Below are 22548 nucleotides of genomic sequence, written 5' to 3' on the forward strand. Positions count from 1 at the left end.
TTGTCACGAGGCAGACGCGCTCGTTATGCGTCAGCGATCTGCGTCTGCTCCCGAGGCTGGGCGGCGATCTCAGCCCAGTCGAGGTCCTGTGCGATGCAGCGGAAGGTTTCATCGTCGATCTGGTCCTCACTGCGAAGTCGGCGCAAGAGCAGGCGCTGAGAGTGCAGCACTTCCGCGCGCAGTTGGTCGAACTCAGAGCGTTCATCCGCTGGCAACAACCCTTGCAGCAGCTTGCTTCGGACTTGCTCGTACTCCTCACGCAGGTGCGCCGCGGCCGGCGACTCTGAGCGCTCCAACGTCGACAGTGCTTCGCGAAGCAGCTTTGCTCGGACTTCAGCCATATCCCCACCAGCCGGCCCTCGCAACAAGGAGAGCGCTCCGATCAACGGGCGGATGGTCAGTCCCTGAATAACCAGCGTTCCGACCACCACCACGAATGCACTGAGAACGATGAGGTCGCGCGAAGGAAATGCTTCGGGTAGTGCAAGCGCAGAGGCAAGGGTGACGAGACCTCGCATGCCGCACCACATCACAAGGACGCCCGTTCTCTTGTTTGGCACAAAAACCAGAGGAGCCTTATCCGCCAGAACCCCTCGAAGGCTGCGCAACATGGTTCCGTACGCAAAAACCCAGACCGCCCTTGTCACCAGCACCACCAACAGGATGACGCCGGAGAACGTGAGCGACTTCCAGAGGGTGGCGTTGTCCAGGCCAGTCACGATGCTGCGAGCCTGAAGGCCCATCAGGAGAAACGCCAGCACGTTCAGGACAAAGACGAATGAGACCCAGACCGCCTCCGCCTGCACGCGATCGCGCGCGGACAGGTGTTTGGGAAGATACTTCGCGGTAACCATGGCCAGGCCCACCATCGACGCGATAGCGGAAAGATGAAGATGCTCCGCTGCGACCCAGGTTCCATAGGTGATGGTGACCTTGAGGACGACTGAAGAGAGGGTTCCCTTCAGCCGCCGCGACGCCTGAATGTTCACTATCGCTGCAACCCCACCCAGCGCGATGCCGGCCGGGACGGCAACGAGAAGTTGCGGGAGCGACCTTGTAAACAGAGTCTCAGGCGAGGCCCACATGGCGATGGCCAGGCCGAAGATGAGCAAAGCGATGGCGTCATTGAACAGGCTCTCCCCCTGAAGTACGACGATGGTCCGCCGGGGGAGGTTGAACTGGCGCAGGACTGCTGTCGCGGCCGCCGCGTCCGGCGGAGCCACAATTGCGCCGAGAGCGAGCGCGGCTGGCAGCGCAAGACCAGCATAAGAGACGGCAGTCCATGCGACGGCAAGGCTGGTAGCGATGACCAGCAGCACCGCAAGGGACAAGAGCGGAAGCCAGTTGTGGCGCAGCTCTCTGGGTGAGATCTCTGTTGCGCTGTCCAAGACCGCGGGAGCGATGAACAAGGCCAAGGCTAGCTGGGCCTCGATGCTCAGCACCGGCAGAAAGGGGACCGCTGCCACCACGCATCCCGCGATGGCCAGCACTGAAGGGTAGGGGAGCCGAAACTGCCGCGCCAGGTGCAGCACCAGGAGCGAGATGGCCAGCAGGGCCAGAGTTACCTCAAGATTTTCCATGGCTGAGCTATTTGTGGTTGGTGGGCAGACGCGCAGAGTGCCGCGCATCGCCATCGGTCAGCCGTGTTCCCTCACGTGCCGGGTGCGATGCGGGTGAGCCTTGCGCACCAAGAGCAGGGCGATGGCAGCAACTTCAAACGCGGCACCGAGCAATCCAATCTTTCCAGCGCTTGCGGGTGAGGCCAAGCCAGAACCTGCGGCTGCACCGATGGAGAAGCCGAGGTAGAGGAAGGAGGCGTTGAGGGAGAGCACGACAGGCGCCACGCCGATCCCGGTGAGCTCGATCAGGCGAGCCTGTTGTGCGGGATGGAAGGCCCATGCAGAGATTCCCCAAGCGATCACAAGGGCGAAGACAGGGATCAGGCTCGCTGGAGCAGGGATGGCCCAAGCCACGATGGCCATACAGAGGAAGGTGGCGGTCATGCCCAGCAATGATGGGAGATGCGCGTGCGAGGGGCTGTGCTTATCCGTCGTCTTGCCGCCGATGTACATCCCGGCGGCGCCTGCCAGCCCATAAAGGAACATGGCTGCACTGAGCGCCAGATTTGAGGCGCCAGTCGTCCCCGAGAAATAGACCGAGAAGTACGTGTAGACGCTGTTAGTGCCCGCTGCCCACAGGGTAGTCGTCGCCAAGGCCAACAGAACAGGACGGTGCCGTGCCACTGCGAGACGCTCCGCTAGCGTCGCTGTGGGAATCCCGCGTCCGAAGTCCCTGGAAAGACCCAGGAGAAGGCCAACGGTGGCCAGAACGGAGAGGACGGCGACACCCACGAACGTGTACCTCCAGCCGGCGGCGTCGCCGATCAGCGCACCGACCGGAACTCCGAGCGTGATAGCGACCGTCAGTCCGCCATTGACGATCGCCAGCGCGGTGCCGCGGCGCGCGGGGGCAACCAGTGCGCTGGCGACGGCGTTGGCGCTAGGAACATACAAGCCAGCCGAGAGGGCCAAGAGCACGCGAGCGATAAGAAGCGTGGAGTAGCTTGTCGCCGCCCAGGCCAGCAGGTTTCCGACCGTGAAAACGACCAGACTGGCGATGAGGAGCTTTCGACGGTTGACCCCGCCAAGGGTGGCCGCAAGGACTGGAGAGCTAATCGCGTATGTGAGCGCGAAGACGGTGACAAGTTGGCCCGCGTCGGCTACGGAGACGTGCAGGTCCTTCGTGATTTCTAGCAGCAGGGGCGCAATCATGAACCCCTCCGTGCCAATCGCAAAAGTTCCGAGCGCTAGCCAGAGCAAAGTCCTATATGGAACGACGTTCTCACTCTCGCTTGCATTCGATGTCATACCTTCGCTCCATAGAGACTTCAAAAACGGATGCTACTATGGAGTGAGAGTTGCGGTGGTTAGTTGTCTCGAACCATCCGAAGGTATAGGTGCGCTTTCAGCGCGCATCAGTTACGAATCAAACTTGCGAAATTCTCGCGTTCAGACGCTGCGGCGGCGAATTCATGATCAAAGTACTTCTCCAAACGACTATCGAGTCCATCGAAGATGACTGGAACATCGAACGCTTCAGTCTGCTGAAGCAACACTTGGAGAGCGCCCGCGATGCTAGCGGCGCCAAAGTCTTCGACGTAACGGCCCGCAACCGCGCGCTGCGCGGTTCTCCAGACCCAATCATCTCCACTCTGGCTGAGTCGGACTTCGATGAAGTCTGGCTGATCGCGGTCGATGTGGGTGACGGGCTGGCTCCGGAGGATTGCGCGGGCCTGAGTGCCTTCCGGCGTCGGGGCGGCGGCCTCATGGTCACGCGGGACCACATGGACCTCGGAAGTTCAGTGTGCACGCTCGGAGGCGTGGGCGCGGCCCATCATTTCCACAGCAAGAACGTTCACGAGGATCCGACGCTTCAGCATCCGGATAACACAACAAACACGAGCATCTCTTGGCCGAACTACTACTCAGGAGAGAACGGCGACTATCAGCGGATTGCCGTGGTTGGGGCGCCTCATGAGGTTTTGTACGACCCCACCGAAAGTGATCAGACGCTGAAGTACTTGCCGGCTCATCCACATGAAGGCCTGGTCAGCGCGCCGCGTCATGACCACACCGCCAGAGTCATCATGCAAGGGCGCAGCATCGCGACCACAAGACGCTTCAATCTGGCCGTTGCTTTCGAAGCCACTGAACACGGGGGCAGGGCGATCGCACAGTCAACCTTCCATCATTTCGCGGACTTCAATTGGGACATCGAGCACGGCTCGCCATCGTTCGTGACGGATCGCACCGGTGACAACATGCGCAAGTTTGACGATGCGTTGAGATCGACCAAGCAATACGCCATCAACGTCGCGCTCTGGCTCGCGGGACGCAATCCGCGAGATTTCTCGCCGGCGTGATGCTTGGTCTGCGCCGCTCCCAGATCCTGGGCTAGCGGTCGCTTGCAGTCGCAGGCAAAAGCGACCACCTTCGGTCGACCTCAAAGCCCGCGGCCGCCCTTCAGACTTCTGACTTGGCGATATGCGGCTCGTCTAGAGATTGACAGGGTGTGGTGGTTCGCATCTTTGTCTGTAAGATCAAGCGCGTAGACTCGTTTGCGGAGAGCCATAGAGAGCCTGCATCGCGGCAACGTGCGGCCGATATGTTGCTGGAACAATTATCGTATGTGACTTCAACAAACGAAGTTACTAATCATTTTTGACCCTTCTGCCTCAGGAACGCCCGGTGCCCTTGTCATAGCAACATGCATCTCGTTGGCTCCCCAGGGAGTAGCCAGGTCGAAGTAGTCAACGCCCGAGAGACATCGTCTATCGCGCGATAGGGAGACAGAGGTATGAGCTGGGAGAGCGTCACCGCCAGTGTTTGTCCGATCGCGAGGTCCCTCGCCGTCATCGGAGACCGGTGGACCTTGCTACTGCTCCGAGAGATAGCGATGGGCGTCCATCGGTTCGACGACCTGATGGCGCAGACAACAATGTCTTCGCATCTCCTGACCACCCGCCTCCGTCGTATGGAAAGTGATGGGGTGGTGGAAAGGCGAGCCTACTGCCATCGGCCGTTGCGCTTCGAGTACCACACCACTGAGAAGGGCAAGGAGCTGGATCCCATTCTGATGCTTCTTCGCTCTTGGGGGCGAAAGTGGTCGGGCGACCAACCACCCGGCGAATCCGCCATCGATCTTCGCAGCCGAGCCTCAGGAACCCTTGTCAATTCGCTGGCTGATGCCCAGCAATTCGAAGGGTTCAGCTTTGACGACTATGACGTCGAGTTAGGGCCGACGTTCGTCAGGGAGCGTGCCGACCGAGAAGCTTGGCATGAGCGTCACGGGCGCAAGAGCGATTAGTTGTAGTTCCGGCTCAGCGTGGGGAGGCAAGCGGCTGCTGCACTCCCGTGCGCAGCCGCTTGCTCGTTCTCACGCCACGTTGTAGCGCGTGGCAGGGCGACCAGTTTGCGAAGAGGTCAGCAGAGTCAATCGAGCCTTGTCGAGCGACGTGAGAGTGTCAACATCCTCCACGGAGGGCATGGTCACCCGCTCACCTGCGTCTAGTCCGGCGAGCGCTGCGTCGACACAGTGTTCGGCCTTCATGACGATCGAAGCGTCCAGATGTTCGAGCGGCACGCCCGACAGTTCCCAGATATCGGTTGCCGTGGCAGCCGGAAGCACCAGGTGAACGCGGACCTTGCTGTCCTGCAGCTCATCCTGTAGGCCGCGGGTGAACAAGTGCACAAAAGCCTTGGTCGCGCTGTACACGCTGCTGATTGGCAGTGTGGCGAAGCCGAGAACCGAGCCGATGTTGACGAGGGTGCCGGAGTCTTCCTTGCGGAATCGCTCGACCACAGCGCGGCTGAGCGTGACCAGAGCCGCGATGTTGACGCTGAGCATCGCGTCAATCTGACCCTGGGTCGTGTCGGCCACGGGCGCGAGAGTTGAGACGCCGGCGTTGTTCACCAACAGGGTGATAGCGGAGTCTTCCGCCAAGCGCTTGGCAGTACTTGCGAGGTCCGGCGGCGAGCCGAGGTCGGCGACGAGGGTTTCAACCGCCACGCCATGAGCTTGGCGAAGTTCGGCGGCAGCTTTCTCCAGCAGTTCGCCGCGACGTGCGATCAGCAGAAGGTTGTATCCCTTGCGTGCAAGGCGGTCGGCGTAGATGCGGCCGATGCCCGAGGAGGCGCCGGTGATTGCGGCCGTACCAAGGGATGCGGTCGATGCTTGGGTCATGGGAATCGTCCTTCAGGGAGAAGATGAACCGCAGAGGCAGTCGCCCCGGGCGGCAAATAACATGACGAGCGACATGTATATATCAATCATGATGACCAACATGAAGAGGGTCAAGTACGCTTCGGAATGTCCCTACAAAAAAGGAAGTGACTATGCGATATCCAGCTGCGGAAGCGGAGAGAAGGCGTAAAAGCGTTCTCCGTCGCGCATCGGAGGTCATGCGGTCGAACGGGCTCGCCGGCGCAAGCGTGGCTGGTGTGATGGGCGGCTCCGGGCTGACTCACGGCCCGTTCTATAACCACTTCAAGTCGAAGCAGGACATGCTGGAGAAGAGCTTCTCCTTCGCCTCGGCGACGTCGCTAGAGGAGATGTCGGCGGCGATCCTCGCCTCCGACTTAGGGACGTTCGTGGGAGGCTATTTGAGCGAAGCTCACAGGGATGCGCCGCAAAGCGGATGCCTCATGGCTGCCCTTGCCACGGACGTTGGCCGCACGAATGCGACTAACCCGCTACGCGCGGCATTTGCGACCCACCTGGAAGCCATAGTGGAGCAATTCCAGCGAGCAGATCCGACCATGGGACAAGCGGGAGACAGCGGACGTCAGGCAGCGCTGGACCTCGTGGTCAAGATGGTCGGAGCGATGGTGTTGGCTCGCGCAGTGGGGGATCAGCCGCTGTCGAAGGAGCTGCTCTCAACCGTCGGAGCGCAGCAGTGATGCGTTGCGGGCTACTTGGGAGCCCTACGAGACTTACCCCGCTGCTTTTCGATGAACGCTGCCTTGCGTTCTTCCCGCTCCGAAGCAAAAGCGCGGTTGAGCTGGTTGAGTACATCCATGGGCCCATAGGGCTCGTCACAGCAACTACAACGCATCTTGAGCTCGGTCGAGTGCCCGCACTTGGCATGCACAACAGTGATGGCGGCCTTGCCTCGTGAACGGTACTTACCGTGTTTGTCCCCGAAGGCCTTCAGTCCCATGATGACGGGGAACAAATCGAGGCCCTTGGCGGTCAGCTTGTACTCGTGGCGAGGCGGACGCTCTTGATAGAGCTCTCGGGTGACGATGCCGTCGACCTCCAGCTGCTTGAGACGAGTCGAAAGTAGATGCGGAGCGGCCTCCGTGTACATCTGGAACTCGTCAAAGCGAGTTGACCCCATGAACATCTCTCGGAGGATCAACAGGGTCCAACGCTCGCCGACGATGGCCAAGGTTTGTGCGATCGGGCAGACCGACTCACCACTATCCAAAAAGCCCATAGGTACTGGTCCAGTACTTTCTTGTCACAGACCAGATTAGACCACGGACACAAACGTCCTTAATGCCGTGAACTTGGCTTCGGTACGCGGTCCTCCACACCTAGTTCAGTCCGGGTGGCGCCCGCGGAGGTCTTGGCGACCCACGAGGCTCCCAGCAATCTCAGTGTCAGAAGGAAATCGCGATGTCGGAAACTTCGAAAAATGTAGCGTTGGTCGTAGGAGTCGGTGCGACCAACGGCCTTGGGGCTGCGATAGCGCGGCGCTTTGCGAGAGAGGGCTACCACGTGCACGTTGCCGGCCGCAGCGCCGAGAAGCTCAAGCCGATCGTGGCCGAGCTGGAAAAGGCAGGTGGGGAAGCGAGCTACTCGAGCGGCGACGCGTCCCAAGCCCATACCGCGGCCAATTTTGTATCCAATGCCGCCGCGAAGGGGGAATTGAGCGTTGTTGTCTACAACGCTGGACAGAACCTGCGTGAAAGCATCTTCGACGTGACGGCTGAGACCTTCGAGGCATTTTGGAGGAGCAACACCCTGGGCGGCTTCCTTGTGGGCAAGGCCGCGGCGCTTGTCCTACGTGACAAGGGGCGAGGATCCATCCTCTTCACGGGCGCCAGCGGGTCGCTCCGCGGTCGCTCGGGCTTCGCGGCGTTTGCGGCCTCCAAGGCTGGCCTTCGCGCGCTGTCCCAAAGTATGGCCCGCGAGCTTGGACCGCTGGGCCTGCATGTCGCTCACGTGATCGTCGACGGCGGGATAGAGGGGGAGCGATTCTTGAGCCGCTTCCCGGAGGAGGCCGCCAAACGCGGCGCGGACGGACTCCTTAAGACAGATGAGCTCGCTCAAACCTACTGGATGCTGCACAACCAGCACCGCAGTGCTTGGACACAGGAAATTGACCTACGTCCATGGGCGGAGCCGTTCTGATCTGCCTGGTGGGGAACGGGGGCCGCCGACTGGCGGCGGCCCACCGGCTCGCTTTATTCCTCGGCCCAAGGCAGAAGAACGACCTTTCCATTGGTCATGCGGTTTTCCAGCAGCGAATGTGCCTCGCTGGCGTGAGACAGGGGCAGTTCAAGACCGACGTCCAGCTTCACCTTCCCCGACTTCACGTAGTCAACGAGCTCGTTGAGCGCGGATTCGATGATGAAAGGTGTCGCGAAGAACTGAGCGATGTAGAACCCGATCACGGCGTGGTTCTTGGTCGTGAGGGTCTGGGGGTCAATGCTCGTGGGGAAGCCGCTAGCCTGGCCGTACACAATCATGCGGCCGAAGGACGCCATCGACTCCAGCGCCTCGCCCAGAACACTGCCGCCGGTCATCTCCAAGATGACTTGGGCGCCTTCCCCGTTCGTCAGCTCGAGAACTTCCTTGGACCAGCCTGGCTTGGTGTAATCAACGACTGCATCTGCGCCCAGGCTCAGGGCGATGTCTCGCTTGACCTTGCTGCTTGCCAGCCCGATGACCTTTCCGGCACCCATTAACTTGGCGAGCTGCACCGCGAAGGAGCCAACGCCGCCGGCGGCCGCTTCGACCAGGACGGTTTCACCAACGGCGAGTCGCGCGGAGTAGCGCAACGCGAGAAGGGCCGTCAGGCCTTGAATGACCAAGCCGGCGGCTTGCGATGCGGTAAGACCATTGGGGATCGGAAGCACCGATGCGCGCGGAACCACGACGTATTGCGCGTATCCGCCCACGCGCGAGGTCGCGTACACCGTGGCTCCAATCTCGAGGTCCGTGACGCCTGAGCCCAGTTCGGCGACCGTTCCGGCGACTTCACCGCCGGGGGTGAACGGGAGCGGGGAGGTCTCTGGGTAGGGGTCTCCACGACGGCGCATGACATCGGCGAAGTTGACGCCGGCCGCGCCAACCTTGATCAACACTTCGCCCGGGCCGGGCTTGGGGTCGGGAGCATCTTCGTAGGTCAGGACTTCTGGGCCACCGATGCTGTGGAATCGAACGATTTTCATTTGGAACGCTCTGGTGAAGTAGACTAAAGCTTCAAAAAATGAAGTGATCCGGCGAGCTTGAACTTTGTTCTATGCATGCCGGCTACGGAGCAGCGGGGTTGGGGCTGGGCCGTCGCGGCGCATCCGCTTGGCTCAACTCCGCTCCAGGTATTACTTTGCTGAGGCCTCGATGGCCTTGGCCAACTCCTTCGGAGCAGTCAGGAAAGGCGTATGGCCGGTGTCCACCGAGAGGGTCAAGCGCACAGGCGTGGCTTTGATCATCTCCGTTTGAAGGTACGGACTCACCACAACGTCCTTCGCGGTCTTGATGTAGACCTTGTCGACCTTGCCAAAACGTTCCGGCGTGACGTGCACCGGAGTGGCCAGCGGGGCAAGATTCTCGTCAAGCAGCAGGTCCGGAATCGCCTTGCGAAGCTCCGGCGGGCCATCGTTGGCAAACAGGTCAGCTCGAGCGGTGTAGGCGATGGATGCGATCCCCTTCTCCTTCTGGATCTGAACAAACGGACCGAGTTTGCTGTCTCGGTCCGTGTTCGCCAGCGACAGGAGCGACTGACCTTCTGTGGGCAGGTAGGCGGCAAGGTAAACCAGGGACTTGATTTTCTCCGGTCGCGCTTCACCGACGGCCGAAATCGTGATGCCGCCAAAGCTGTGGCCGACCAGGACGACCGGAGCCTTTTCAGCGTCGATGACCGTCAGAACGGCATCGCGGTAGACGTCAAGCGACGCCTTGTCGGGGGCCAGCGGGTTGCTGGGGTGTCCCGGCAGATTCACCGTGACCACCTTGTAGCCGTCCGACTTCAGCTGGGTCTGGGTGTGCGTCCAGACGCTTGCGTCTTCGAATGCCCCGTGGACCAGGACGATGGTGGGCTTGTCGGCCGCAAATGCGGCGCCGGACAGAAGGCTCGTGGCGAGCGCAGCAGAGGCGATGACTGCTTTCATGAGAGATCCGCTTTCGCGATGTTTAAGAGAGAACCATCCTAGGACTGGCAATACATGACGCTCCATACTCCAAGCGATGCATTCTTTGCCTTGGCGTCTGAATCCGATGGGCTGACGCCTGCTACTCGCGCAGACTTTTTGTCGAGCGTTCTCTCACTGGTTCGCCTTCGAGGGAGAAGTGTTATGCGGGTAATGCTTTCGGATAGGAAGGCCACGAGTTTTTCAGGACCGCAGTCGCATTTCCACATTGCTGGATCCGGCGGACTAGTGCTCCAGTTCGAAGAGCAAAGACTGAATCTGTCTGAGGGTGACGTTGCACTGGTCCTTGCCGGGGCAAGCCACGACATCGCTGCTGCCTCGGTTGCGCAACCGAGGGGGAGCGATGCTGAATCGCGGGATCAAGCGTTCACCAGCAAAGCGCAGCTAATTTCAGGTGCGTTTGACTTCGAAGGGTTGCCGCTACGCACCGTTTGGGGCGCGCTGCCAAATGTCATCCACCTCAAGGCGAGCGCGGGAGAGGCCGCGGGATGGTTGAGAGCAATTTCTTCCCATCTGCTCGAAGAGGCAGCGCAGGCGAAGCCAGGCTCTGCACTCATGATTTCTCGGCTGATGGAGCTGCTCGTGTTGCGCACGCTTCGAGCGTGGCTAGGGAAGGTCTGCAAAACCTCTGGTCGCCCCGACTGGCGATTTGATCGTCGGTCGTCGACGATGTGGGCATGAATCAAAGCTCGCTTGGTTTTGACCCGCTGCCCAAGAAGACCCGCAAGGAGATCTTCCTGGACGAGATGAACAGCGTCGTGCCGTGGGCCGAGCTGGTGGCGCTGATCCAGCCGTACGCGCGAGGCGCGCATCAAGCCCTGGGAGGGCGTCCGCCGTTCCCCATCGAGACGATGCTGCGCATCCATTGCCTGCAGCTGTGGTGGAACCTCAGCGATCCGGCCATGGAGGAAGAGCTTCATGAGCGTCCGCTGTATCGGCGCTTTGCCGGTCTGGATGGTGCCGCGCGCATGCCCGACGAGACGACGATCCTGCGCTTCCGGCACCTGCTGGAGAAGCAGAACTTGGCGCCGCAGGTGTTGGCCTTCATCAACGCCGGCCTGGCTCAGCAAGGCTTGATGCTCAAGACCGGCACGGTGGTGGATGCCACCATCATTGCCGCGCCGAGCTCGACCAAGAACAACGATGGCGAGCGAGATCCGGAGATGCATCAGGTCAAGAAGGGCAACGAATGGCACTTCGGCATGAAGGCACACATCGGCGTGGACGCCGATTCCGGCCTGGTGCACACGATCATCGGCACGGCGGCCAACGTCAACGACGTGACGCAAGCGGCGGGGCTGTTGCACGGGCAGGAGACGGACGTATTCGCCGACGCCGGCTATCAGGGCGTGTCCAAGCGCGAGGAGCTCAAGGACAGCAAGGTTCGTTGGCACGTCGCCATGCGTCCCGGGAAACGCCGCGCGCTCAATGGCGCAAACCCGGCGGACCAATTGCTGGAACGGGTCGAGCAGCTCAAGGCCAGTGTGCGAGCCAAGGTCGAGCATCCATTCCGGCTGATCAAGCAGCAGTTTGGCTATGCCAAGGTGCGCTATCGGGGCGTGGCCAAGAACACTGTGCGACTGACGATGCTGTGCGCGCTGGGCAATCTGTGGATGGTGCGCCGGAGGTTGTTGGAAGCGCAGGGATGAGTGCGTCTGCAACGCGCCAGACGGGCGCCGCGGCGGTCCAAGTCGCATCAAAACCCACCTGAAACTCCACACGACCAACCGCGCTCGAGCAGCTCATGAGCCCGGGCCAAACACTTGGGCTCAGACTGCGCGAAGGGTGGGTTTTGCAGACCGTCCCTAGACGAGCGCCCCAATCTTCATGGTTGGGGAGCCGGTGTGAGAGAAGAGCGTATCGGTCGCGCCCTCAAGGCAATCCATGATGACCCCTTCAAAGATTGGTCCGTAGGCGAGCTCGCGGAGAAGGTGAATTTGGCGCGATCGACGTTCGCTAGCAAGTTCACCGAAGCAACCTCCATCTCTCCAGCGCGATACATCACTAGATGGCGGCTCTCCGTCGCGGCGGACTTGCTGGCGTCCTCCAAAGGGCTTCGCGTGACGCAGGTCGCGCAGCAGGTTGGCTACAAGTCAGAGGCCGCGTTTAGCAGAGCGTTCAAGTCCGAGTTTGGCCGCTCCCCGCGGGATGCACGAGGGAGCGCCAGTCACAGCACGGTCGAGCGCGACGGAGTGACTGAGCTGCTTTCGTCCGACACGCCAAGTCTTTAACGGTCTTCGCGCACGGACTAACACTTGAGCATAGTCGCGGCGCGCGATCCGGACCGTTACGCTTCACGAACAAGACAAACGCGTGGGTACATGTCCGCTCCCTTTGATCGAACAAGGGATGCCGGGGCTGGGTGTGCTCGGCCGATTGGCGCCGCCAAGGTTGGTCGCATCAAGTCGCGCGGCTTTCCGTGCCCGAGAAAATTTCCAGAATCAGACAGAAAGATGGCGAGGGACATGATCCGTGTGCGCGTGGTCCATGACGACAAGATCGTCGAGGAGGGGTTGAGAAGCTGCATCCTTGCAGGAGTCGAGCAGGACCTGCACCTGGTCGGCGCAGCGGACGCGGCCGACGTTCTTGTTCTAAGCCACCAGCGCGCGCTCGAAGAAATCGCATCCTCGAAGCGGGGCGAGACACCTTGTCCGATCGTCGTCTACAGCTCGGCGAGGGCCTACAAGGCCGTCAAGGAAGCAATCTCGCTCGGCGTCCGTGGTTATTTGCTCTGCGCCTGCACACCGCAGGACGTTCGTACTGCAGTTGTGCGAGCCGCCCTCGGTGAGACCTACACCTGTCCTCAGGCAGAAAAGCTGCTGCGCGAAGGGGATCGCCATCTTGGTTTGACGGCCCGAGAGCGTGACGTCATGAACCTGATGAGTCAAGGCGCATCAAACAAGGAGATCGCCAACCGCTTGCACGTGACAGAGGGCACCGTAAAGACGCACGTGAAGACCGTCTTCACGAAGCTTGGCGTGGGGAGCAGGACGCGGGCCGTCGTGCTGGCGGCGCAACTGGGTTTCCTGCCGGCTGAGCAGGCGATGTCCTTCAACCCGCGGGTGCGCCCCTGATGAACTGGACAACCGATGTCGAAGCCCTGGACGGCCTGCGCGGTGCGGCACTTACAGCCGCCGCGCTCCTTGTTGTTCTGCTCACGACACTCGTCCAAACCGCCTTGTATGCGGTGGAGCGTGGGAACTTCGGGGTGGAGGGCCAGGTTACCTCGCAGCGATATCGGCTGATCGAAAAGATGGACTTTTCGCTCTCGAAGCTTGTGAAATCGCAAGAGCTTATGGAGGCGGCGGAGGCTGGCCACGGACAGCGTCGAAGTGCAGCGCTTGCGGCCGAGGCACTAGAAGTCTCCTCTATTGAGGCGCTCCAACAGGACGTGGTCCTGCCCGCAGACCTGGACGTCCGAGAGTTCAAGTCGCTCGTGAAACGGGGCGAGAGCGTGAAGGAGAAGACGGCCGTATTTGCGCGACAACTCGCCGACGCATCAAGCAAGACGCAGCCAAGCGAGCTGACAACAGGTGTAAGGCGAGAGCAGCTTGCGTACATGCAAGCGCTCTTGGTCGAACGTGCAAAGCAAGTGCGGCGCCTTGGGGCCGCGGAGATCAGAGAGAACACCCGCGCTCGCACCTTGCAAGACCGGTTGGTACTCGCGGGTTTAGCGCTCGGAGCCCTTGGGTTGATGCTGGTGCGCACGCTCGGTCAGACGCTTGCGAGGGTGGCGGTGAGCACGTACGGAATCCGACATGAAGATTGATAACTGGTACTTGCCGACAGCGTCGATGCAGCGGTCGCGCGAGGCTGCAGGTGCGCGAGTACCTGCAGGGGAGATTGAAAAGGTATGAGTGCAGCGATGAATAGACCGGTGGGGCGTACCTACCGTGGAGCAGTGTTCGCCCTCCTGGCCGCGCTACTTGCGATCAGCATCGGGGTGGCCAGCCAGGTCGCGAATCTCAACGCGCGCGTACGAGAAAGCGCAGCATCGCTGCTTGACAGCCAGCTGCCGGCCATACATCACTTTTCCGAGTTCGAGTCAGCGCTCCTACTGCACCAGCTGGCCATGAACAAGTACTTCGCTCGATCGATCAGTCACGAGCGCTTCCTGCTGCTTAACCGAGACACCTGGCGAAGCATGGAGCTTCACCTTGGGTGGTTGGAGAAGAACTGGGGGCACCGCGACGGGCTCGAGACCATCCGTAGGACGTGCATCGAAATCGAAAAGCTTTCGCCGCAGATGGATGAAGTTGCGGACTCCGCGGGAGCCATCCAGAACGGAGAGGCGGTCCTGCTTGAGTTGAACAGACTGACGCGCATCGTGCGCGCAGAGGTTGACGACCGCGAACGCGAGATCAACGAATCCATCGCGCGTGCAAGTCAGGAGGCCGACAAGAAGCTAGACATGGTGGCCGTGTGGGTGGCGATCGGCAACGCGGTGGCTGGTCTCACCGCGGCATTCATGATTTATCACGTGTGGGCTCGCCTGCGATCAGAAGATGAGCTGGGTCGGCTGGCAGGCCATGACGCACTTACCGGCCTGCAGAACCGACGCAGCTTGGAGGCGCGGTTGGCCCGACTTCGTGGCGAGGACCTCACGCTCCATCTGATTGGTGTCGACCGCTTCGCACGTGTGCTTGCCAGCGCTGGCCACAGCCAGGCAGATCACGTCATTGTTCAAGTGGCGGATCGCCTGAAGACGGCGGCACAGAGCGCTGGTGGAGAGGTCTTCCGTCTGGAAGGCGTTGTTTTCGCAGTCCTCTATCCGGGGCGGCTGGGTCTCCTGCCTCACGCAATTTCTACCCTCTCAGACGGTATGCGAAGTCCGTTCCGTCTCGGCCGCCACGAGGTGTTTTTGACGGTCAGCATCGGCTCTGTTCAAAGCTGGGACGACGGTGTGGCGGTGTCGTCGTTCATGCGCAAGGCCAACGCGGCGCTCCAGGCTGCCGAGCGCGCCGGCGGAGCTCGTCAGATTGGCTACACCACATCAATCCACGTTCGAACTCTCGACCAACTCGACATGGAGGCAGACCTCCAGCGCGCGATCGAGCGGGCGGAGCTGGAGGTGCACTTCCAACCTCAGATGAACCTTCGCTCAGGTAAGGTGATCGGATTCGAGGCTCTGCTCAGGTGGCGCCGCGAAGGAAAACTCATCGCGCCTGACCAATTCATCCCGATGGCCGAAGAGACTGGGCTCATCGTTCCCATCGGCGCTTGGGTATTGGAGCAGGCGTGCAGGCAGTCAAAGGCCTGGAACTCGCTAGGGCTACACCCGGTTAAGGTGGCCGTGAACGTCTCAGCGCTTCAGCTCCAGCGCCTGGAATTCGTGGGCGAGGTCGAGGCGACTTTGCTGCGGACTGGCGCCGACGCCTCGATGGTTGAACTCGAGATTACTGAGTCGGCAGCGATGGATGACCCTGAGCGGGTCGAGGTGGTCATCGAAGGGCTTCGAAAGCTCGGGATCAGCCTTGCCATCGACGACTTTGGAACCGGATACTCAAGCCTCGCATACCTGAAGAAGTTTCGAGTTCAGAAGCTCAAGATTGACAGAAGCTTCATCAGCGAGATGAGCACCGAAGGGAAGCAGCACGAAGGCTGCATCGTTCAGAACGTCATCGACCTTGGTCACAGTCTTGGCCTGGAGGTGATCGCGGAGGGCGTAGAGACGGTCCAACAGCGCTCTTGCCTGCAGGCCATGGGATGTGACGAGATTCAAGGTTACTTCTGCGGGAAACCCATGCCCGCCGACGAGGCGGTGGCCTTCCTCGATCAACGGTTGAATGCCCTGACGATGACCGCTGCGTGATACGGCGGTCCGAGGCCTACGCGACGGTTTGGCGCGGGCTGCAGCGCCGTGCCTCACGCCGTTGCAGGGTCTCGAATCAACGCGCATAGGCCGCAGGTCAGCAGCGAGAACCCGAACTGGATCCCGTAGGCGATGCCGAAGTCCGCATGCAGCCGCGACTGGATTCCCACCGCCCCAACGAAGACTGCGACGCCCAGCACGGAACCAATCTGACGCACGGTCTGGTTGATGGCGCTACCGACTGAGTACTTCTGCGCTGGGAGTTCCGACACAGTTGCTGCCGCAAGACCCGGGATGAGGATTCCGACGCCAACCCCGCTGATCAACATGCCAGGTAACCACGTTCCGAAGTAGTTCGGGGCATCGCCAGGGATGCCCATGAACCAAAGGGCTGTTGCGGAGAGCAGAACGCTTCCCGATAGCAGCAAGAAGCGGCGGCCATACTTCCGGAACAGCGGGCCGATGAACATCGCGACGATGACCACGGACATTGGGCCAGGCATCACGGCGATCCCGGCGCGTGAGATCGAGTAGTGCCAGACATCCGTCAAGTAGACGAAGAAGCCGAAGAACATCATCGCGAAGGCGATGTTGTAGGCCAATGACGCGATGTTCCCGGGCCTGTCCTGAATTTTGTGTGCGAGGCATAACATGACCCGAACCCGGAGCATTTATGCCAATCGACAAACCTCTGAGCAAGACCAAGCTGAGGAACGCCGCGATTGCGGCCAAGTCTGCCGCGTTGCCCAAGATCCCCGATGAGTTGATCGACCAGATCGTGAAGGGCCAGCCGATGACTGGCGAGGAAGTGAATGCCGCTTCGATGGCGTTCAAGAAGGCCCTGATCGAGAGAGCGTTGGGCGCGGAGCTGGGATTCCACCTGGGCTATCCAAGCGGAGCCGACAAGCCCGAGACGACGAAGAATCTGCGCAACGGCAAGACCGGCAAGACGGTGTTGACCGAGGATGGGCCGCTTCGCATCGACGTTCCTCGCGACCGGGATTCGAGCTTCGAGCCGCTGCTGATTCCCAAGCACGAGCGCCGCTTCACCGGCTTCGACGACAAGATCATCGCCATGTACGCGCGCGGGATGACCGTACGGGAGATGCAGGCCTTCTTGGCCGAGCAGTACGGCGTGGACGTCAGCCCTGAGTTGATCAGCAGCGTGACCGACGCCGTGATGGCGGAGGTGGGCGCCTGGCAGGCGCGGCCGCTGGAGCCGATGTACCCGGTAGTGTTCTTCGACGCGCTGCGCGTGAAGATCCGCGAGGACGCGGTGGTGCGCAACAAGGCCGTCTACTTGGCGCTGGGTGTCCTGCCAGACGGCACGCGCGACATCCTGGGGCTGTGGATCGAAGGCACTGAAGGTGCCAAGTTCTGGATGAAGGTCTTCAACGACCTGAAGACGCGCGGTGTCAACGACATCCTCATCGCGGTCACGGACGGGCTCAAGGGCATGCCGGAGGCGCTCAGCGCGGTGTATCCGGCCACGACGCTGCAGACCTGCATCGTGCACCTGATTCGCAGCAGCCTGGACTACGCCAACTGGAAGGATCGCAAGCCGCTGGCCGCGGCCATCAAGCTGGTCTACACGGCGCCAAGCGCCGAGGCCGCTGCGGCAGAGTTGGACGCCTTCGAGGCAAGCGCCTGGGGCCAGAAATTTCCCACCGTGGTCGCTGCCTGGCGCAGGGCCTGGGACCGCGTGATCCCGTTCTTCGCCTTCCCGCCGGAGGTGCGGCGGGTGATTTACACGACCAACGCCATCGAGAGCATCAACGCGCAGCTGCGCAAGATCATCAAGTCGCGTGGCCATTTCCCTAGTGACGACGCGGCGAGCAAGCTACTCTGGCTGGCCTTGCGCAACATCACGGCCGACTGGGGGCGCGCCGCCAAGAACTGGCGAGAGGCAATGAACCAGTTCGCCATCCTCTACGCAGACCGGTTCACAAGGGCCGGCTCGTAGCCTCGTAAAAGCGCCTCAAACACAGAATTTCTGACACTCCCATGTTCCCCCAGAGGAACGCGGGGAACTTGAACAAGGACAGGTCCAATATCCCGTCCTTGCGAATCTTCGACCAAGCCACCAGCATCGCGAAGCCGCCGACGCCCACCCACAGGGCGCCTCCGATCTCCGCGGCTCCCCATTCGGAGCGAACCTGAACAAGCCCTAAGGCTACGGCCGCAGTGGCCAGGGCCAAGACGGCAGCACCTGGAAGATCCAGCCGCCCGTTGACTTCTGCGGTGACACCCTCCGTCACCTGCCGGGACCGCCAAAGTGACCAGACCGCAGGCACCACGTTGATGAAGAATGCCCAGCGCCAGCCGGCATGCTCAACCAGCAGCGAGCCGAGTCCAGGTCCGAGGGAAGCAGCCAGGCCTCCAACTGCGCCCCACAGGGCGATGGCCTTGGTGCGCTGTTGACCGGGGAATGCATCCAAGACGAGAGAAAACGATGCGGGCGATAGGAGCGCCGCCCCGGCAGCCTGCAGAACCCGTGCAGCGATCAACCAGCTCAAGCTAGAGGAGGCGCCGCAGGCGAGAGAGCCAATCAGGAAGAGGGCAACTCCCCACTGAAACACCCTTCGCCGGCCCTTCAAGTCGGCCAATCTTCCGCTGGGGATCAGCAGGGCGGCAAAGACTACCGAGTAGCCGTTCAGCACCCACGACACATCAGCGGATGAGTTCTCGGAGAAGCTTTGACGCAACGACCCGAACGCAGCATACAGAACCGTGGCATCCATCGAAGCCATGAAGACAGCGGCGCTGGCTACCCAAAATGTGAGCCAAGAGCCTTCTTTGCTAGAAGGTGCAGAAATTGAAGTTACATCAGCTTCTCGTGTCATCACTGCGACGTCCAAGCACGAAGTGCTGGTGCGATGTTGGAATGATGGCGAGTCTAATGATTGAGCGGCCGCTCTGTCATGCGCGGCATGGTGGGACTGTTCGTGCCGCGCGCAACATCGCATGCTGAGCGCGCCGCTTGCGGTGCTGGAGAAAAAATGGGCCCAGCCTCCCGGCTGGGCCCGAAATCCGGCGGTTAAGGAGACATCACAAGGGCGGGGGGAGGACCGCCGGAAGGTTCAGTCTAGGCGGGTGGGCGGCGGAGGTCTTCCCTCAAAAGTGGCACATGGGAGCGGCTCCTTGGCATGCGAGAAGACCTGTTGGATTTCATCCGGTCGTCCTGAGCGACGCCGCCTTGCGCGCCTTCCCGAGATGGTCCTCGAGCTCAGAAGCCTCTTCCATCGAGATCAACGTGCTGACAACGAGCAAGAGAATCTGACGGTGGATGGCGTAGATGTGCCTGCGCAGTTCCGCCTCATCATGGATGCTGGACAGTTCACCAATCTCGGCGTGGATGTGGCCAAGGGCCAGGGTTTTTGGGTTGCTCATGTGAGGAGGTTGGTAGAGGAGGGAAATCTCGGTCAAGCGTTACTGCGCCAGATCACATACATGCTCTGTACGCGCTCTTCGCCGTGCTCGTACGCATAAAAGTCCGCGTCGACTTCGGTCGGCGCGTTCAGCAGGTTGGAGCGAGGCGGTTCCGAGTTCCGATACGAGTGTGTTCTCGTGGACCGCTTGATGTAGCGACTACGAACGTAGGCTTCCACCGGTTCGCGGTTTGACATCAGGTGAGATCCGCATGGACTCGGAAATGCGACGAAGGCCAGTTGGTTGTCGTGGGCGAGTTGGATCGCCGTCTCCATGAAAGAAGAAACGATGGACTCGACAGTGTGTTCGGCCAACATCTCGTCGGTGGGGTTGAGGGCTCTGATGACCAGGCCAGGGCGGTGTCCGGCGATTGCGCTCAGTGGCTCGACGTAGAGTAGTGCCATCGCGGCCATGCGCTGGTCTACGGGATCGAAGACCACCAGGTGAAGGTGGCGGTCTTCTTGCCACATCCGAACGTTGTTCTCGGTGCATAGGTGCACCGCGGTCTTCGCGAAATACGCTGCCGGGTGCTTTGACGCGATCGCCTTCAGCACGTGGGGAGGGCGTTCGGACCGGTCCTCCTCGAATTTGGCGATTTCATGTTGCGCCCAGCGTTGGAACGCCGGGATCACCTTCTTCCGAACAGCGGCGATCATGGTGTTCAAAAGAGCGTGGCCACGCAGCGTCGGCGCAAGCGCCGCAGGGCCAAGGCGAAGAGCCCATAGCTCTGCATCCTCGGCCAACAAGGACTGGACGTAGGTCCGGGCGTGCGCTTCTAGGGCATCGTGCAAGACCACTGAGAACAGGGATAAGAGCGTGGACACCCGCTGGTAGGCATCTCGGCTCTCTTCCTCCATGGCCTCCAGGGCCTCCAGCCCGTTGCTCACCCACTCGGAGACCACCGAATCCCGTCGTGCAAGTACCAGCAGAGAGCCCAGATGGTGGGCCAGAGCAGAGCGCTCAGCGGCCGGGTTGAGTAGTTGCTTCGGGCTGAGATGGCGACACGCGAGAAACATCTCTTTCGAGCGATTGGCTTCGAAATTCCTCGCGAACCTTGCCGCTTCGGCCAGCACCCGGATTCCTTCGCGGTCCAGGGGAGCGCGGGCTCGCAGCCGCGAAAAGCTCCACTGCACAGGATACGGGCCGAGCTGGTGGATAGGAAGGCGTTCGTGACGCCCAGCGACGTCCCTCCACAGGCGATGAACATCTTGAAGCCCGGTGCGGTAGACCAGCGCGATCGCCTCGGCCTCAAGAGGCTTCAAGCTGTTTCCGATGGGCCCCCGGCCTTCAAGCAGATCCTGCAGGAGGGGAGTCAGTACGTCGAGCTGGTCCTGAAGGGAGTCGGGGTTCTGACGAGCGGCGTCGAGCAAGCTCGGAAGAAGAACGCCCTTGGTCTTTGCGAGTATTCGCGGGATGAGCGGCAGCAACTTGGCCAACTCCTCCTTCTCTAGGCGATCGCGCTGGCGGTGATGCTCATCTCGGACGGCCTCAGGTTCGCCAAACGGGAATCGCCCCATCTGGGGGTTCACGGCGAGGTCGATGACGTCGCGAGCACTTTGTCGGTTGCTGTCCACCAGTGCAAAGTTGTTTCGCCGCCAAGCGTCGTCGAGGAGAACACGACCGATGGCATCCACCGGCCCCCAGCTGCGGAAGCCCACGATACCGGCCGCTTCCTTGTAGTACCAATGCCTGATGGCCTTGAGCGAGGGAAGACCTTGCTCCTCAACGATATATCTGAGCATGCCCGCCCCTAAGGGCACCAGCTTCAACGCTTGGCGCAGGGCGCTCATGTCTGGCAGGTCCACGGCTTCGCAGAGATAGGTGAGGTCTGCGTGGTAGCCACCGCATGCCGCGTCTTGAACCCAGGACGCAATCTCAGCCAACGAGGCACCCCGGCTTCGATTCTTTGTGAACGGTAGCCAAAGTCCGAGAGACCGTCCTGTCGAACCTTTGTAGCAGTCCTGGAAAGCCAGCACCGCCTCCGCCGATGTGAGGTTGTGAAGCTGCAGCGTGCCGAGGAAAGTCTCAATGTCCCCTTCATGGCAGAGGTAGACGTTGCATCGGGCGAGCTGTTCAGGTGCGAGAGAGAAGGGCGCGGAGCTGAGCAGAGTCAGGGCCCGTCCCATGTACGTCTCCGAAACCTTGCATCTGGCAGTTGCGACGAGGAGCGGCTCAGACTTCGCGAGGTCGAGCGTAGTCGCGCCCAGCGATCGCAACCTAGTGACCAACGCCTCGGAGGGCAAGTCGTACGCTTGAAGGAGCTCGCGGAACCGTCCAAAGTCCGCTGGCGTGGCAAGTTGCAAGACCTCTGAAAGGAATCGCCACGCAGCGGGTCTAGCCCTCCAAATGAGGTCGGAGCACTCTTGGAACAGCTGGTTGATGTCCAGCCCAAGCTCCTCGACGAGCAGGGCGGTGTTCTCTGCCAGCTGCTCGTGGCTGAAATGGCCAAGCGGAAAGCCGAGAACTGTTGCGACGGCCTCTCGATCAAGCCCTAGCTGCATGAGGGTGCGCACCATCCTCCGGGCTTCAGCCAACTCCTCAGGATACACACCGAAGTCGTGATAGGCCGGCGCGGCCGCTTGCGAGAGCCAGGCGAGTTCGTTGGGCCCTCGGATGACCTGCTCTTGAGCCAGGAGCAGCAGTAGTACGCCCTGTCTGGGGCTCGGATGTCGCGGCAGGTATTCCGATGCTTCCTGCGCAGTGCGAATCCCGACTGCATAAGCCGCACGCAGGCTAGGAGCGCCAAGGCTCGTCAGGAACTTCAGATCTTGCGCGGTTTCGGGCGCAAACCGGCGCAGTGCTAGGTCAGACGCCTCGCAGTAGTACCCTTGGCCAAACAGCGTGGCCTGTAGAAAGTGCTCGAAGACGTAGCGGCGGCCTTCCAGCGTCTTGACGTCGGACAGAAGGGCCTTCGCTCGCTTCAGCCGCGCTGCCTCAGGCGCGAGCCACCAGAGATTCAGGAGCGCACCTTTCAACGTGCCAGGTGGCCTGCTGAGCTCGGCCGGCAACCCCAAGGCTCTACGAGCCAGCTCCAGGAGCACTGGCGACTTGGCCACGCCGGCATCTGCTAGGTATTCGGCGGCGGAATTCCTGAAGGCGGATATGGCGTCGCGTGCCTCGGAGAACGTCCTGGATCGAGGGCCGGTCAACCGCGGAAAACTCCCGAAGAAATCTTCCGTGGGAAAGCTTGAATTTTGGTCGCCACTGCTCAGCAGCTGGGCGCGGAACGCACGGTGGCTCAGGTTCGGTTGTTCAGTCATGCAATCAGGTCTCGGCGATCAGGGCATCGCCATGCCTGCGGTGTACCTCACCGTGACAGGTGGAACAATAGACTTCAAATATGATAGTCACTGTGAAAAATTGGTGTCC

General features: G+C 61.1%; 22 protein-coding genes. 12 read left to right on the forward strand and 10 right to left on the reverse strand.

The features are described from left to right. Positions 1–23 precede the first annotated feature (23 nt). Positions 24–1580 (reverse strand): cation:proton antiporter, encoded by a 1557-nt coding sequence (locus ACQ4L4_RS04430; RefSeq protein WP_431103011.1) that lies wholly within the window; start codon positions 1578–1580, stop codon positions 24–26. 57 nt (positions 1581–1637) lie between these two features. Further along, positions 1638–2867: an MFS transporter gene (locus tag ACQ4L4_RS04435; protein ID WP_431103013.1), complete on the reverse strand. Its 1230-nt coding sequence runs from the start codon at positions 2865–2867 to the stop codon at positions 1638–1640. A gap of 164 nt (positions 2868–3031) precedes the next feature. Between ACQ4L4_RS04435 and ACQ4L4_RS04440 the strand changes: the two genes are divergently transcribed. Both ACQ4L4_RS04440 and ACQ4L4_RS04445 read left to right on the forward strand, forming a co-directional pair. After that, positions 3032–3922, forward strand: coding sequence for a hypothetical protein (locus ACQ4L4_RS04440; RefSeq protein ID WP_431103015.1), 891 nt, complete (start codon positions 3032–3034; stop codon positions 3920–3922). A 434-nt stretch (positions 3923–4356) separates the two neighbouring features. Next, a complete protein-coding gene (locus ACQ4L4_RS04445; RefSeq protein WP_431103017.1) occupies positions 4357–4866 on the forward strand; it encodes a winged helix-turn-helix transcriptional regulator in 510 nt (169 codons plus the stop codon). 69 nt (positions 4867–4935) lie between these two features. On the opposite strand, the gene ACQ4L4_RS04450 is transcribed toward ACQ4L4_RS04445, so the two are convergent. After that, positions 4936–5742, reverse strand: a complete 807-nt coding sequence (locus ACQ4L4_RS04450) for an SDR family NAD(P)-dependent oxidoreductase (RefSeq protein ID WP_431103018.1) — start codon at positions 5740–5742, stop codon at positions 4936–4938. 218 nt (positions 5743–5960) lie between these two features. Here ACQ4L4_RS04450 and ACQ4L4_RS04455 point away from each other — a divergent pair, with 218 nt between their 5' ends. Then, on the forward strand, positions 5961–6458 hold the full coding sequence (locus ACQ4L4_RS04455) for a TetR/AcrR family transcriptional regulator (RefSeq protein ID WP_431103019.1): 498 nt from the start codon (positions 5961–5963) through the stop codon (positions 6456–6458). Between the two features lie 11 nt (positions 6459–6469). Here the strand turns inward: ACQ4L4_RS04455 and ACQ4L4_RS04460 are convergent, their stop codons facing one another. Beyond that, a complete protein-coding gene (locus ACQ4L4_RS04460; RefSeq protein ID WP_431103020.1) occupies positions 6470–6997 on the reverse strand; it encodes a winged helix-turn-helix transcriptional regulator in 528 nt (175 codons plus the stop codon). A 182-nt stretch (positions 6998–7179) separates the two neighbouring features. On the opposite strand from ACQ4L4_RS04460, the gene ACQ4L4_RS04465 reads away from it, so the two are divergent. Continuing rightward, the gene (locus ACQ4L4_RS04465; protein WP_431103022.1) at positions 7180–7917 is read left to right on the forward strand and encodes an SDR family NAD(P)-dependent oxidoreductase; all 738 of its coding nucleotides are present in this window, start codon (positions 7180–7182) and stop codon (positions 7915–7917) included. Between the two features lie 53 nt (positions 7918–7970). Here the strand turns inward: ACQ4L4_RS04465 and ACQ4L4_RS04470 are convergent, their stop codons facing one another. Further along, entirely contained in the window at positions 7971–8960 is a 990-nt protein-coding gene (locus ACQ4L4_RS04470) for a quinone oxidoreductase family protein (protein WP_431103023.1), read from the reverse strand. A gap of 150 nt (positions 8961–9110) precedes the next feature. Next, complete coding sequence (locus ACQ4L4_RS04475; protein ID WP_431103025.1) at positions 9111–9899, reverse strand: alpha/beta fold hydrolase; 789 nt, start codon at positions 9897–9899, stop codon at positions 9111–9113. A gap of 54 nt (positions 9900–9953) precedes the next feature. Between ACQ4L4_RS04475 and ACQ4L4_RS04480 the strand changes: the two genes are divergently transcribed. The 6 genes from ACQ4L4_RS04480 to ACQ4L4_RS04505 all read left to right on the forward strand — a co-directional run bounded on the left by ACQ4L4_RS04480 (position 9954) and on the right by ACQ4L4_RS04505 (position 15750). Beyond that, the gene (locus tag ACQ4L4_RS04480; RefSeq protein ID WP_431103027.1) at positions 9954–10619 is read left to right on the forward strand and encodes a cupin domain-containing protein; all 666 of its coding nucleotides are present in this window, start codon (positions 9954–9956) and stop codon (positions 10617–10619) included. Next, positions 10616–11587, forward strand: coding sequence for an IS5 family transposase (locus ACQ4L4_RS04485; protein WP_431100633.1), 972 nt, complete (start codon positions 10616–10618; stop codon positions 11585–11587). The genes ACQ4L4_RS04480 and ACQ4L4_RS04485 overlap by 4 nt, the downstream gene beginning before the upstream one ends. 282 nt (positions 11588–11869) lie before the next feature. Further along, positions 11870–12169 (forward strand): helix-turn-helix domain-containing protein, encoded by a 300-nt coding sequence (locus tag ACQ4L4_RS04490; RefSeq protein WP_431104872.1) that lies wholly within the window; start codon positions 11870–11872, stop codon positions 12167–12169. 234 nt (positions 12170–12403) lie between these two features. Next, entirely contained in the window at positions 12404–13012 is a 609-nt protein-coding gene (locus tag ACQ4L4_RS04495; protein WP_431103028.1) for a response regulator transcription factor, read from the forward strand. Continuing rightward, positions 13012–13707: a hypothetical protein gene (locus tag ACQ4L4_RS04500; protein WP_431103029.1), complete on the forward strand. Its 696-nt coding sequence runs from the start codon at positions 13012–13014 to the stop codon at positions 13705–13707. The genes ACQ4L4_RS04495 and ACQ4L4_RS04500 overlap by 1 nt, the downstream gene beginning before the upstream one ends. A gap of 132 nt (positions 13708–13839) precedes the next feature. Further along, positions 13840–15750 (forward strand): putative bifunctional diguanylate cyclase/phosphodiesterase, encoded by a 1911-nt coding sequence (locus ACQ4L4_RS04505; protein ID WP_431103030.1) that lies wholly within the window; start codon positions 13840–13842, stop codon positions 15748–15750. A 53-nt stretch (positions 15751–15803) separates the two neighbouring features. Here the strand turns inward: ACQ4L4_RS04505 and ACQ4L4_RS04510 are convergent, their stop codons facing one another. Beyond that, a complete protein-coding gene (locus tag ACQ4L4_RS04510; protein WP_431103031.1) occupies positions 15804–16352 on the reverse strand; it encodes an MFS transporter in 549 nt (182 codons plus the stop codon). A gap of 71 nt (positions 16353–16423) precedes the next feature. Between ACQ4L4_RS04510 and ACQ4L4_RS04515 the strand changes: the two genes are divergently transcribed. Continuing rightward, on the forward strand, positions 16424–17713 hold the full coding sequence (locus tag ACQ4L4_RS04515; protein WP_431100636.1) for an IS256 family transposase: 1290 nt from the start codon (positions 16424–16426) through the stop codon (positions 17711–17713). Here the strand turns inward: ACQ4L4_RS04515 and ACQ4L4_RS04520 are convergent. Further along, complete coding sequence (locus ACQ4L4_RS04520; protein WP_431103032.1) at positions 17694–18491, reverse strand: MFS transporter; 798 nt, start codon at positions 18489–18491, stop codon at positions 17694–17696. The genes ACQ4L4_RS04515 and ACQ4L4_RS04520 overlap by 20 nt on opposite strands. Between ACQ4L4_RS04520 and ACQ4L4_RS04525 the strand changes: the two genes are divergently transcribed. After that, positions 18481–18657: a hypothetical protein gene (locus ACQ4L4_RS04525; protein ID WP_431103033.1), complete on the forward strand. Its 177-nt coding sequence runs from the start codon at positions 18481–18483 to the stop codon at positions 18655–18657. The genes ACQ4L4_RS04520 and ACQ4L4_RS04525 overlap by 11 nt on opposite strands. A gap of 261 nt (positions 18658–18918) precedes the next feature. Here the strand turns inward: ACQ4L4_RS04525 and ACQ4L4_RS04530 are convergent, their stop codons facing one another. Together ACQ4L4_RS04530 and ACQ4L4_RS04535 are read right to left on the reverse strand one after the other, a co-directional pair. Then, entirely contained in the window at positions 18919–19176 is a 258-nt protein-coding gene (locus tag ACQ4L4_RS04530) for a hypothetical protein (RefSeq protein ID WP_431103034.1), read from the reverse strand. Beyond that, complete coding sequence (locus tag ACQ4L4_RS04535; RefSeq protein ID WP_431103036.1) at positions 19173–22439, reverse strand: hypothetical protein; 3267 nt, start codon at positions 22437–22439, stop codon at positions 19173–19175. Before ACQ4L4_RS04535 ends, ACQ4L4_RS04530 begins: the two co-directional genes overlap by 4 nt. Between the last annotated feature and the right edge of the window lie 109 nt (positions 22440–22548).

The organism is Roseateles noduli, from assembly GCF_050626985.1.
Lineage (GTDB): Bacteria > Pseudomonadota > Gammaproteobacteria > Burkholderiales > Burkholderiaceae_C > Roseateles > Roseateles noduli_A.

Excerpts from the sequence above, each read along its gene's own strand:
- ACQ4L4_RS04500 (WP_431103029.1), top strand. The coding sequence starts at position 13,012 with ATGAACTGGACAACCGATGTCGAAGCCCTGGACGGCCTGCGCGGTGCG.
- ACQ4L4_RS04495 (WP_431103028.1), top strand. The coding sequence starts at position 12,404 with ATGATCCGTGTGCGCGTGGTCCATGACGACAAGATCGTCGAGGAGGGG.
- ACQ4L4_RS04445 (WP_431103017.1), top strand. The coding sequence starts at position 4,357 with ATGAGCTGGGAGAGCGTCACCGCCAGTGTTTGTCCGATCGCGAGGTCC.
- ACQ4L4_RS04485 (WP_431100633.1), top strand. The coding sequence starts at position 10,616 with ATGAATCAAAGCTCGCTTGGTTTTGACCCGCTGCCCAAGAAGACCCGC.
- ACQ4L4_RS04455 (WP_431103019.1), top strand. The coding sequence starts at position 5,961 with ATGCGGTCGAACGGGCTCGCCGGCGCAAGCGTGGCTGGTGTGATGGGC.
- ACQ4L4_RS04520 (WP_431103032.1), bottom strand. The coding sequence starts at position 18,491 with ATGGATGCCACGGTTCTGTATGCTGCGTTCGGGTCGTTGCGTCAAAGC.
- ACQ4L4_RS04470 (WP_431103023.1), bottom strand. The coding sequence starts at position 8,960 with ATGAAAATCGTTCGATTCCACAGCATCGGTGGCCCAGAAGTCCTGACC.
- ACQ4L4_RS04480 (WP_431103027.1), top strand. The coding sequence starts at position 9,954 with ATGACGCTCCATACTCCAAGCGATGCATTCTTTGCCTTGGCGTCTGAA.
- ACQ4L4_RS04450 (WP_431103018.1), bottom strand. The coding sequence starts at position 5,742 with ATGACCCAAGCATCGACCGCATCCCTTGGTACGGCCGCAATCACCGGC.
- ACQ4L4_RS04515 (WP_431100636.1), top strand. The coding sequence starts at position 16,424 with ATGCCAATCGACAAACCTCTGAGCAAGACCAAGCTGAGGAACGCCGCG.
- ACQ4L4_RS04440 (WP_431103015.1), top strand. The coding sequence starts at position 3,032 with ATGATCAAAGTACTTCTCCAAACGACTATCGAGTCCATCGAAGATGAC.
- ACQ4L4_RS04460 (WP_431103020.1), bottom strand. The coding sequence starts at position 6,997 with ATGGGCTTTTTGGATAGTGGTGAGTCGGTCTGCCCGATCGCACAAACC.
- ACQ4L4_RS04435 (WP_431103013.1), bottom strand. The coding sequence starts at position 2,867 with ATGACATCGAATGCAAGCGAGAGTGAGAACGTCGTTCCATATAGGACT.
- ACQ4L4_RS04475 (WP_431103025.1), bottom strand. The coding sequence starts at position 9,899 with ATGAAAGCAGTCATCGCCTCTGCTGCGCTCGCCACGAGCCTTCTGTCC.
- ACQ4L4_RS04465 (WP_431103022.1), top strand. The coding sequence starts at position 7,180 with ATGTCGGAAACTTCGAAAAATGTAGCGTTGGTCGTAGGAGTCGGTGCG.
- ACQ4L4_RS04535 (WP_431103036.1), bottom strand. The coding sequence starts at position 22,439 with ATGACTGAACAACCGAACCTGAGCCACCGTGCGTTCCGCGCCCAGCTG.
- ACQ4L4_RS04430 (WP_431103011.1), bottom strand. The coding sequence starts at position 1,580 with ATGGAAAATCTTGAGGTAACTCTGGCCCTGCTGGCCATCTCGCTCCTG.